We start from the raw sequence: 11,562 nt of genomic DNA, 5'->3' as shown, positions 1-11,562 counted from the left end.
TATTATTTATTTGGTTTTTCAACCGTGAGTGGAAAGTGGTTTACTAAATAACCAGAATTTCCATAGATCAGAGCGTGTTATGGCGAAGTCATTTGAAGCAATCTCGTTCGATGTTGTTATGGTCAATCGGCTGACTTTTCCATTCTTAATTGCTCTATATAAGGGTAGAAACCAATTATGTTCCATATTTTTGAGGGTTTCACGCCATTCATATGCATTCCTGTATTTTGCTGGACTACGTAGCGAATCCAGTACTACGAGATGATTCCCTGATGTCTTAGTTTGGAGCCAATTGTTAACATCAGTAGGTAGATTTAAGTGATTAATACTGCTAGCTAGTGCTAGTGACCGAGAAAAGTCATCATTGCTCCATATGTGTGTGTAAGGAGAGTGTATTGACCGAAGTATGTTTCCCCCCCCTCCAAACCAAATACTATTAATGACCAATTCGCCGCGAGATTCTCGAGATTGGTTAATGGGGTGCTCATGCAGCAGCATTTGTACTTCGTTAAAGATTTTATGCCAGATGATGCTGTCTTTGCCTGTTGGCAAGAAATTATTAATGTTCTTGCACGTGACCTGACTGAGTGTATGCGTCTGCATTTCAGGCGCGTTGGGTATTCGAATGTACCAGCGATGCGGATGGAAGGCTGAAAAAATAAAATTCGAGTTACCGAGATAACGATTCAAGTCCTGCATGAACTGCTCTGCTTCTTCTGGGGAAATTTTGAAAGATTGGCTATCTGCTAGCATGATATGGTTTTGTTCAATTCGGAGATGAACAGGATCGGCACACATCCAGAAATCTTTACTTGTTTTTGCCAGCGCGGGAGCATCAATGTGTAACATCAATGGTGCAATAGGCCAGTTTCCATGTTGTTGTTCCAAGTTAAATTGTTTACACAACCAGGTTTCCATTTCGAGAGATGAATTTGTCTTGGAAATGCCTTTGGATAGCAGTGTTTCTAAAGAATCAATTAATAAGCCATCATAGATTTCTGGCTGTGAAGTATCGGACCAAAATAGATTTGGAATTAAAAGGTTAATATTCATTATGAAGAAACGAGACACTCCAGAAATGTTTTGTAGAGCCAGTGACCGGGTTGCTGCTGATACAAATTCGAGGTAATGCTATATGCATGAATGAGGCCGTGTCAGCATGGAAAGGCATTGTGTTTACACGTATAATGCATAGAGAATTAAGCTTATTGTAAATTGGTAAAATTTTTCTTGCAAATTGCATTTTTGAATACTTGGAGAGGTTATGTATCAGCATATAAAGGTGCCTAGTAAGGGAGAGCGGATTAAAGTTAATGATGATTATTCATTAGAAGTGCCTGACAATCCAATAATTCCTTTTATTGAAGGCGATGGAATTGGTGTTGATATTACCCCAGTGATGCGTAGCGTTGTTGATTCAGCCATTGAGAAAGCTTACGGTGGGCAACGAAAGATATCATGGATGGAAATTTATGCGGGTGAGAAATCGACTCATGTTTATGGACCAGATGTATGGTTGCCGGAAGAGACATTGCAAGCTGCTAAAGAATTTGTGGTCTCAATCAAAGGTCCGTTAACAACACCGGTTGGTGGTGGAATTCGTTCAATTAATGTAGCTTTACGACAAAAACTGGATTTATATATTTGTTTGAGACCTGTGCGCTATTTTTATGGTGTTCCGAGTCCATTAAAAAATCCAGAAAAAACGGATATGGTTATTTTTCGTGAAAATTCTGAAGATATCTATGCGGGCATAGAGTGGGAGGCGGGGTCAGAGTCTGTAATAAAGGTTATTGATTTTTTGATTAAAGATATGGGGGTGACCAGTATACGTTTTCCTCGATCTTCTAGTATCGGCATTAAGCCAGTCTCAAAAGAGGGAACAGAGCGTTTTGTTCGGAGAGCGATTCAGTACGCCATTGACAACAAGCGCGAGTCGGTTACATTAGTGCATAAAGGTAATATTATGAAGTTTACTGAAGGTGCATTCAAAAAGTGGGGGTATGCATTGGCTGCCAGTGAATTCGGAGCGGAGTTGCTGGATGGCGGACCGTGGATGAAATTACCCTCGGCAATGGGTGGAATTATTATCAAAGATGTAATTGCCGATGCTTTTCTTCAACAAATCTTGCTTCGCCCAGAAGAGTATGATGTTGTTGCAACACTGAATTTGAATGGGGATTATATATCTGATGCTTTGGCTGCACAGGTGGGTGGGATTGGGATAGCGCCTGGTGCTAATCTCGGCGATGTAGTGGCAGTTTTCGAAGCAACACATGGCACAGCACCTAAATATGCTGGAAAGAATCAAGTAAACCCTGGTTCAATAATACTGTCAGCGGAAATGATGCTGCGACATATTGGATGGATTGAAGCAGCTGACAAGATTATTAAATCTATGGAAAAGACTATTCAGAACGGAATTGTTACTTATGATTTCGCCCGGCAGATGACTAATGCTAAGAAAGTTTCCTGTTCGGATTTTGGTAATGCAATGATCAATTCCATGAACTAAATACTCATGGAATATTTCAGTTGACTATCGAGGTGGAGTAATACCCCTTGCTACGTGTAATACAACAAAGCAAAGGGGTGCTCTTATATAGAGAAAATTTTTTATTGCTTTGGCCAGTTAATAAGACTAAGTTTCTAGGCCAGTAGTTATGAAAGTTAGGTGGCCTGGATATTTGAGGCTTGTTTCCCCTTTGGTCCCTGAGTGACATCAAAACTCACTTTCTGACCTTCTTTAAGGGTTTTAAAACCAGACATATTGATTGCCGAGAAGTGTGCAAACAAATCCTCGCTACCGTCATCAGGAGTAATAAAACCAAAACCTTTAGAATCATTGAACCATTTTACTGTACCTGTTGCCATTTCTACTTCCTATATAAAAACTGGGCCGGAAACCCTAATACTATTTGAAATTCAAAACTATTTATGAGCAAAATCGATCCATAAAGAACTTGAAGCCAAACGCCATTTGCTGTTTTACGCAAATCCTGGATTAAAGTCAAGCGGTAGTCTCCTCCAGTAGAAATGAATCTGAGGAGGTTGTCGCATTTCCAACAAATGAGTTTGAGCGATTAGATTCTGCGTTGTCCACTATGCGAGACATGACAATCGATCTGAATAAGGTATATAAGCTACAAACAATAGACCTGGTGCAGGTCGAGGCATTTCTGCAAGAGGATGCATGATATTTATGCTTAAGGTATGCAATTTTTTATGGGTTGACAGGTATATCAAGATAAAGACAGTATAAACCACCGAACACTCAGCCCCGCTGATGTGCTTGCGGAAAAGCTATGTATCACCGAGTTTACCAATTCACGATCAAAGCATTCCAATGATAATGCCTTGATGAGATTGAAAAATGGTTCTGTTGTCTATAAAAAATATCCCAACTGTGTCCATTTAACGGTTTATTGAAAAGAAGATTACTGTATTCTGTACTGGTTTTCTTTGCCTGCACGCTCAACTTCTATCGTTCCTGCTTTTTTCAGGAGTTATTATTGGCAATAAGATGAAGTACGAGAAATATTATTATAGCACACGATGACACCTTAGAAAAGTTGAAATCATTACCGTATATAGCTTTGCATTTCAGGCCGGGAATAACGTTTGAACAGCTGAATGCAAACATCCTAAAAAATCAGAGATAATGATGCAATCGTCAGTATGATGGGAATTATTCTAATCCATTGTTGCTGCACCCAAGCAGATTGTTTGATAATGCAATGGTAAAATACAAGCGGAACATTCTTTAATCTGGGCCAAAATAGAATTAAGTTTGATATCCAATTTTTTAATCTTCTCTGAAATTCATTTCTTGTATTGCTCTGTATTGGAAAATATCGCAGTGATGCCGTTTTTGTGGTTAAGGGAAAAGTAATTGTCTCAAGATACTTGAAAATTTTGTCGTAATCGTTAAATATGTTATGTCTTTAGTGTAGTAACGTCTTTTGTACTATATTTTATGATTGGAAATTTATTAGTTTGAATAGGAAACATTCATGACGGAGAGTAAGTCTGAAACCGTTAAGCTTTCACAAGAGAAGGTTAAGCATAAGCCCCCCCCTCTTTATAAAATTTTACTATTAAATGATGACTTCACTCCAATGGAATTTGTGGTTGAGGTACTAAAGTCGTTTTTCTCCATGAATCAAGAACAGGCGACATTGATAATGTTAAAGGTACATACAGAAGGAGTGGGTGTGTGTGGTATATACCCTGGTGATATTGCAAGTACTAAAGTCAAACAGGTTATTGAATTTAGTAGAAGAAATCAGCATCCACTTAGGTGTGTAATGGAGGAAAACTAAAATGATTGCACCAGATTTAGAAGTTAGCTTGCATATGGCATTCGTAGAGTCGAGGCAGAAGCGCTATGAATTCATTACGGTAGAACACTTGTTGTTGGCGATGATAGACAATGCAAGTGCTGCTGAAGTATTAAATGCCTGTTTGGTAGATATAGAAGATTTGCGAGCAGCATTATTAGATCACATAACACATCATACCCCGGTAATTAAAGGGAATGAAGAGGTTGATACGCAGCCTACACTGGGTTTTCAGCGGGTTATTCAACGGGCCATATTGCATGTTCAGTCATCTGGGAAAAAGGAGGTAACTGGTGCTAACGTATTGGTATCGATATTTGGAGAAAAAGATTCGCATGCAGTTTATTTCTTGCATCAAAGAGGCGTGACACGTTTGGACGTGGTGAATTACATTTCACACAGTATTAAGAAAATATCGCATGAAAATGATACTAAAACTGCGAATGAGAGCGATACCGAACATGAGTCAAATTCTGCCGGACTGCTTGAGAATTATACGGTAAATCTAAATCACTTGGCGTTAATAAATAAAATTGATCCTTTGGTGGGACGTGAAAGAGAAATCGAACGCGTGATACAAATCCTATGTAGGCGCCGTAAAAATAACCCATTGCTGGTTGGAGAGGCTGGTGTTGGGAAAACCGCTATTGCGGAAGGCTTGGCAAAACGAATTGTCGAGGAAAATGTACCTGAATTACTTTTAAAGCATCAAATTTACTCGCTCGATATGGGGGCTTTATTAGCGGGTACGAAATACCGGGGAGATTTTGAGCAACGTTTAAAAACTTTACTGAAGCAATTAACTGATAATCCCGCTGCCATTCTATTTATTGATGAAATTCATACGCTTATTGGTGCTGGTGCTGCCTCTGGTGGAGTTATGGATGCTTCAAATTTATTGAAACCGATTCTAAATACTGGGCAATTGCGTTGTATCGGTGCGACAACTTTTAGTGAGTATCGTGGAATTTTTGAGAAAGACCACGCACTATCAAGGCGTTTTCAGCAGATAGAAGTCAACGAGCCGAGCGTGGATGAGACAGTTGCCATTTTGCGAGGTCTGAAGTCACGCTATGAGCAGCACCATAAGGTTAAATATACCAGCAGTGCATTGGTTTCTGCTGCAGAATTATCAGAACGATACATTAATGATAGACATTTGCCAGACAAAGCCATAGATGTGCTTGATGAAGCTGGTGCTGCGCAGCGACTATTGCCGAAATCGAAGAAACGCAAGGTTATTGGTAAAGAAGAAATTGAAAGTGTGGTCGCTAAGATCGCAAGAATCCCGTCGCAGAATATCTCTACAAATGATCGTAGTAAGTTGAAAACGTTGGGGCGCGATATGAAAGCGGTTGTTTTTGGTCAAGATAATGCAATTAATACATTGACAGCGGCTATTAAGATGGCAAGAAGCGGACTGGGTAATTCAAGAAAGCCAGTTGGCTCTTTTCTTTTTACAGGTCCAACAGGTGTTGGGAAAACTGAAGTGGCGAGGCAGTTAGCTTATGCTTTGGGTATTCATTTGCATCGTTTCGATATGTCCGAGTACATGGAACGTCACGCAGTATCAAGATTGATAGGTGCGCCACCTGGTTATGTAGGGTATGACCAGGGTGGATTGTTAACTGAGGCGGTGATTAAACATCCCTATTCGGTTTTATTATTGGATGAGATCGAGAAAGCGCATACAGATATTTTTAATATCCTTCTGCAAGTTATGGATTATGGAACATTGACTGATAATAATGGACGTAAAGCGGATTTGCGTAATGTCATCATTATCATGACTACAAATGCAGGGGCTGAAGCGCTTACAAAATCTTCAATGGGATTCACAAAATCAAATTCTGCTGGCGATGAATTAATTGATATTAAAAAATTATTTACTCCCGAATTTCGTAATAGGCTTGATGCGATTGTTTCTTTTGCTCCCTTAGATCAAGAAATTATTTTGCGAGTCTCTGATAAATTTCTGATTCAGCTTGAAAGTCAGTTGCAAGAGAAGAAGGTCGAGGCAACGTTCACGGAGAATTTGCGTAAATATCTTGCGAAACATGGGTTTGATCCGTTAATGGGTGCGCGACCTATGGAACGCTTAATCCAAGATACAATTCGTAGTGTGCTTGCCGATGAATTATTGTTCGGGCGCTTGGTCAATGGTGGTAAAGTGACGATTGATATGGATAGTGATGGCAAAGCAATACTGCTATTTGAAGAAGAAACTGTAGTTATTTGATCGATAGACTGAATTCGATTTCACGCAAAAAATATTTTAAGTATATTTTCTTGAGAACGATGGAACATTAAGCCGAGTTTTAAAAATTTCTTCCTTGATTGCACAGAAGCTGTTTTAGCAAGTTTGATCAGAATTACAAACATACTTAATCTGTGCAGGATACTTTGCTGGAATGGTGATGCGGTTCAATAATCTTTTAGAGTGATCTTCTGCGGAAAAGCCTGCTCTTTTTAAGCTCATTGTTTTCCTTGGAACACATATCAAGCGATTTGTCCAAGGCTTGTCTGGATTATTCCTTACTTATATTCCTCCCATGCACGATTCGATACAACACCGGCAATACCAGCAAAGATAACAGGGATTGAGATAATGTACTGCCAATCATCACCGTTGCGAGTGTACGTTGTACTTCGGCGCCGGTACTGGTGCTGAGCGCCATGGGCAGAAACCCCAATGATTCCACCCAAGTCGTGATCAGAACCGGACGTAATCGCATGAGAGAACCCGTTCGAATGGCGTCGTCGAGTGTGAGCCCCTGCTGTCGCAGATCGCGGATAAACGACAACAACACCAAGCCATCCAATACCGCTACGCCGGACATGGCGATGAACCCTACACCGGCGGAAATCGACAAGGGAATATCGCGTAGCCATAAAGCCGCGATTCCACCGGTGATTGCCAGCGGAACTGCACTAAAGACCAGTAAGCTATCGCGAAAGCTGCCAAGCATGGTGTAAAGCAGAAAAAATACTAGGCAAAGCGCCAATGGAATGACAATCTGCAAGCGTTCCGCCGCCTGGATCAGCTGCTCGAATTGCCCGCCCCAGGCAAGCCAGTAGCCCGATGGAATTTTGATTTGCTTCTCGATGAGTTTTTCTGCTTCATTGACGAAAGAACCGATGTCGCGTCCACGTACATTCGTAGTGATTACCACCCGGCGCTTGCCGTTCTCGCGGCTGATTTGATTGGGGCCTGTGACAATTTGCAGATCGGCTACTTCGCCTAACGCGACGTAGATGGGCAAAGCGGCAGCTGGCGCATTCTGGCCTCCGGACATATTCAGTACCGGAAGTTTGATTGGCAAGCGCTTAAGTGTTTCGATATCACCGCGAATCTGTTCCGGTAAACGCACCTGCAGCTCGAAACGGCGATCGCCCTCGAAAATCAAACCGGTAGTTCTGCCACCAATCGCAATATTGATGGCATCCTGTACATCGCTGCCATTGAGACCATAACGCGCCATTTTTGTCCGGTCCATCTGAATTGACAATACCGGCAGCCCCGTGATTTGTTCGATCCGTACATCTGCCGCGCCGGGAACGGCTTTGACGATTTTCTCAATCTGTTCGGCGACATTGAGCATGACGTCGAGATCATCGCCAAATACTTTTACCGCGACATCCGCACGCACCCCGGATAATAGTTCGTTAAATCGCATCTGTATCGGTTGCGTGAATTCATAGTTATTGCCTGGCACTTTCAGTACCGCTTGTTCCATCGCAGTGATTAATTCTTCTTTGTTGCGATACTTCCCGGACCATTCGGATTGCGGTTTTAGAATGATAAAAATATCCGCGACGCTGGGTGGCATCGGGTCGGTGGCAATCTCTGCAGTACCGATTTTAGAAAATACCCGACTGACTTCGGAGAATTTTTTGATCGTTTCTTCCAACTCATTCTGCATTTCAATGGCTGTACTCAGACTTGTGCCGGGTATCCGGATTGCATGCAGTGCGATATCCTCTTCATCGAGACTGGGAATGAATTCGCTGCCCATGCGTGTAGTCAGCAACAGCGACAACACCACAATGACGGCGGCGATGGTAACCGTCAATCCCTTGTTATCCATGGCGGCATCCAGTGTAGGGGCATAGATTTTCTTAGCCCATAGCACGGCGGATCCTTCTTTTTCCATCATTTTTCCAGAGAGGAACATAGCCACTGCCGCCGGTACAAATGTCACCGATAGAAATACCGCTCCTAACAATGCCAGTAGAACCGTGAAGGCCATGGGATGGAACATTTTTCCTTCCACTCCGGACAGTGCGAATACCGGTAAATAAACCACCATGATAATAATTTGTCCGAACAGCAGCGCCCGCCTTACTTCCTTGGAAGCATCAAAAACAATTTCGAAGCGCTCAGCAGGTGTCAATTCTCGCCCCAGCCGCCCTTGTTCAAGGGAAAGGCGGCGAATACAGTTCTCGACAATAATGACAGCACCATCGACGATAATGCCAAAATCAAGCGCGCCTAAGCTCAGCAGATTGGCGCTGACATTGTTGGCCACCATGCCGCTGATAGTGAACAGCATTGACAGAGGAATAATCAGGGCGGTAATCAGGGCGGCACGCAAGTTACCAAGTGCTATGAACAATACGACAATGACCAATGCGGCACCTTCCAGCAGATTATTTGAAACTGTGCTGATGGTTTTGTCGACCAATGTGGTGCGGTTATAAACAGGTGTCGCAACCACACCGGCAGGCAGGCTACGGTTGATTTCGGCCAGTTTTTCCGCTGCTGCCTGTGAAACGATGCGGCTATTTTCCCCGATCAGCATATGTGCCGTGCCCAGCACTACTTCCGTGCCGTTCTGGGTTGCGGCGCCAGTGCGTAACTCCTTGCCGATCAGTACATCAGCTACGTTTTTGATTCGTATCGGCACGCCTTGATTACTGCTCAGAATGATCTCGCCGATTTCGGCCAGATTCACCACCTGCCCGGGCACTCTGACCAGATACTGTTCGCCGCTTTTCTCGATATAGCCGGCACCTACATTGAGATTATTACGTTCCAGCGCAAGTACCAAGTCTTGCAATGTGAGCCCGAATGAAATCAATTTCTCAGGATAAGGTGTCACATGAAATTGCTTGACATAACCACCGACGGAGTTGACTTCAGTGATTCCTTCCACCATACGCATTCGCGGCTTGATAATCCAGTCTTCAATCTCGCGCAAATCAGTCGCTGTATACGGAGTGCCATCCGGCTTGCGCGCATTTTTTTCCGCATCGACAGTCCACATGAAGATTTCACCCAGACCTGTGGAAATAGGTCCCATCGTAGGTACGATTCCGGTCGGTAACCGGCTTCTGGTTTCCTGAATCCGTTGACTGACCAATTGCCGTACCAGATAAATGTCAGTGCCGTCCTTAAAAATTACCGTAACTTGCGATAACCCGTAACGCGAGAGAGATCGTGTGTATTCAAGATTGGGCAAACCGGCCATCGCCATCTCAATCGGAAAAGTGATACGTTGCTCAGCTTCCAGAGGTGAATAACCGGGTGCTGTAGTATTGATTTGTACCTGCACATTGGTGATATCCGGCACAGCGTCAATGGGTAGTTTCAGGTAGTTGTAGATGCCAAATGCAGCCATTGCCAGCACCGCCATCAGCACGATACCGCGTTGATAGATGGATATATGTAAAATGCGTTCAAACATGATGGTGGTTCCCGCTTTGATCAGATTATGCTTTAATGGTCGTGAGTGGCGCCTGCTTTACCCAATTCTGCTTTAAGGGCAAAGCTGTTTCCCCCGGCGTATTGCTCACCGTGAACAAGTCCTTCGAGGACTTCAACCATTTCACCATCACTGCGTCCCAGCTTCAAAGGACGAATCTCGAAATAAGGATCATAGCGGCCGAATACTACCGACCAGTCGTGGAATGTTTGGATGGCATCGGCAGAAACGGCGACAGGCACTGCAATTTCTTCCGCCACCAGCTCAGCGTTTACAAACATGCCGGGACGCCACTTGCCGTCACTGTTGTCCAACTCAACCCGGGCTGTTGCCGTGCGTGTTTGCCCGCCGATCAGAGTGGAGATATAAGTTACGGTTCCTTCGCTTTCTACATCATAAGCCGTTGCTTTTATGGAAACTTTCTGATCCACCCGAATTACGTTAAGATCTTTAGGATAAACCGTAACAGCCGTCCATACTGTCGATACATCTGCGACAGTATAAATTTCCCTGTCTTCCTTGAGCACTTCACCAAGAGCAACAGCCTTGGCAATGATGATTCCGGAAATTGGTGCACGTATTTCATACTGAGTAATATCTGTTCTCAAGAATCCAGACTCGGGTTGCACGCCTAAAGCACGTAATTTGGTTGCGGCCAATTCCAAGGCAATTTGGGCTTCATTCCATAACTCTTCCGCCAAAAGAAATTCCTGCTTGGCGCTGATTTTTTCTTCCCACAATTGTTTTTCTCGCTCGTAAGTCGCTTTTGCCAATGCCAGCCGTTTTATGGCTACAGAATATTGACTGCGCAAGTCTGCCAGCATCGGGCTTTCGATAACAGCCAGCACATCATTTTTTTTTACATGCTGACCATGATGACCATGCACCGTACTCACCATGCCGGGGACCCGTGGCACTACGCGCACGATGTTGTGTTCATTGAAGATTACCTCTCCCGGAAGTCTGAGTTTGGGTTTGATAATCGCCGGTCCTGCAGTGAGCAGCTCGATACCCATGCTTTTTAGCATTTCATCCGGTATTTCTACTCGTCCTTCAGTTTGGCTATGGCTCCAACGCATCAACTTACCGCCATGTTCCGCGGCAATGGCGAGATCAAAAGAATGTGGTTCCTCGACGATTTGATCCCCTAGCAAATAATCCGCTTCCGGAGTAAATCGGAACAATTGCGCCGGTGCGCCCAAACGGGTTAATGTGATGGCGACGACAGCGGAGGTGGGCGGTAACAATTTATCCTTTTCATACAAGTAAACCCGGAATTGGGGCGGCACGCCTTTCTCAAAAATCGTCAGTTCCACGCTGAAATCATGATCGGTAAACAGTTTTCCTCCTCTTGGTCCAGTAACAATCTGATCTTCGGTTGATTCTTCACTGGCATGAGTGTCTCCCATCTTCACTGAAACCCCGGATGGCTTATCCACGGTTAAAATCAGCCCACCCAATACAATTCCAACGGTGATCACACTCAAAATTGCTATCAATCGCGTTTTATCCATAAT

General features: G+C 43.5%; 7 protein-coding genes. 3 read left to right on the top strand and 4 right to left on the bottom strand.

The genetic code is table 11. From position 1 onward, the window contains the following. Positions 1 to 18: 18 nt before the first annotated feature. Positions 19 to 1,053: a phosphoglycerate mutase gene (locus C4S39_RS00300; protein WP_103965067.1), complete on the bottom strand. Its 1,035-nt coding sequence runs from the start codon at positions 1,051 to 1,053 to the stop codon at positions 19 to 21. A 211-nt stretch (positions 1,054 to 1,264) separates the two neighbouring features. On the opposite strand from C4S39_RS00300, the gene icd reads away from it, so the two are divergent. Then, positions 1,265 to 2,515: an NADP-dependent isocitrate dehydrogenase gene (gene icd / locus C4S39_RS00295; RefSeq protein ID WP_103965066.1), complete on the top strand. Its 1,251-nt coding sequence runs from the start codon at positions 1,265 to 1,267 to the stop codon at positions 2,513 to 2,515. A 155-nt stretch (positions 2,516 to 2,670) separates the two neighbouring features. Here the strand turns inward: icd and C4S39_RS00290 are convergent, their stop codons facing one another. Beyond that, positions 2,671 to 2,874, bottom strand: a complete 204-nt coding sequence (locus tag C4S39_RS00290; RefSeq protein ID WP_013646657.1) for a cold-shock protein — start codon at positions 2,872 to 2,874, stop codon at positions 2,671 to 2,673. A gap of 1,139 nt (positions 2,875 to 4,013) precedes the next feature. Here C4S39_RS00290 and clpS point away from each other — a divergent pair. Together clpS and clpA are read left to right on the top strand one after the other, a co-directional pair. Further along, positions 4,014 to 4,322: an ATP-dependent Clp protease adapter ClpS gene (clpS, locus tag C4S39_RS00285; protein WP_103965065.1), complete on the top strand. Its 309-nt coding sequence runs from the start codon at positions 4,014 to 4,016 to the stop codon at positions 4,320 to 4,322. 1 nt (position 4,323) lies between these two features. Then, positions 4,324 to 6,579: an ATP-dependent Clp protease ATP-binding subunit ClpA gene (gene clpA / locus C4S39_RS00280; protein WP_103965064.1), complete on the top strand. Its 2,256-nt coding sequence runs from the start codon at positions 4,324 to 4,326 to the stop codon at positions 6,577 to 6,579. A gap of 289 nt (positions 6,580 to 6,868) precedes the next feature. Here clpA and C4S39_RS00275 read toward each other — a convergent pair whose 3' ends face one another. Beyond that, positions 6,869 to 10,027, bottom strand: a complete 3,159-nt coding sequence (locus C4S39_RS00275; RefSeq protein ID WP_103965063.1) for an efflux RND transporter permease subunit — start codon at positions 10,025 to 10,027, stop codon at positions 6,869 to 6,871. A 32-nt stretch (positions 10,028 to 10,059) separates the two neighbouring features. Continuing rightward, complete coding sequence (locus C4S39_RS00270; RefSeq protein ID WP_103965062.1) at positions 10,060 to 11,559, bottom strand: efflux RND transporter periplasmic adaptor subunit; 1,500 nt, start codon at positions 11,557 to 11,559, stop codon at positions 10,060 to 10,062. Positions 11,560 to 11,562 lie beyond the last annotated feature (3 nt).

The sequence above is a fragment of the Nitrosomonas ureae genome (assembly GCF_900108305.1).
Lineage (GTDB): Bacteria > Pseudomonadota > Gammaproteobacteria > Burkholderiales > Nitrosomonadaceae > Nitrosomonas > Nitrosomonas ureae_B.
This window is presented reverse-complemented; position numbering and strand designations above follow the sequence as displayed.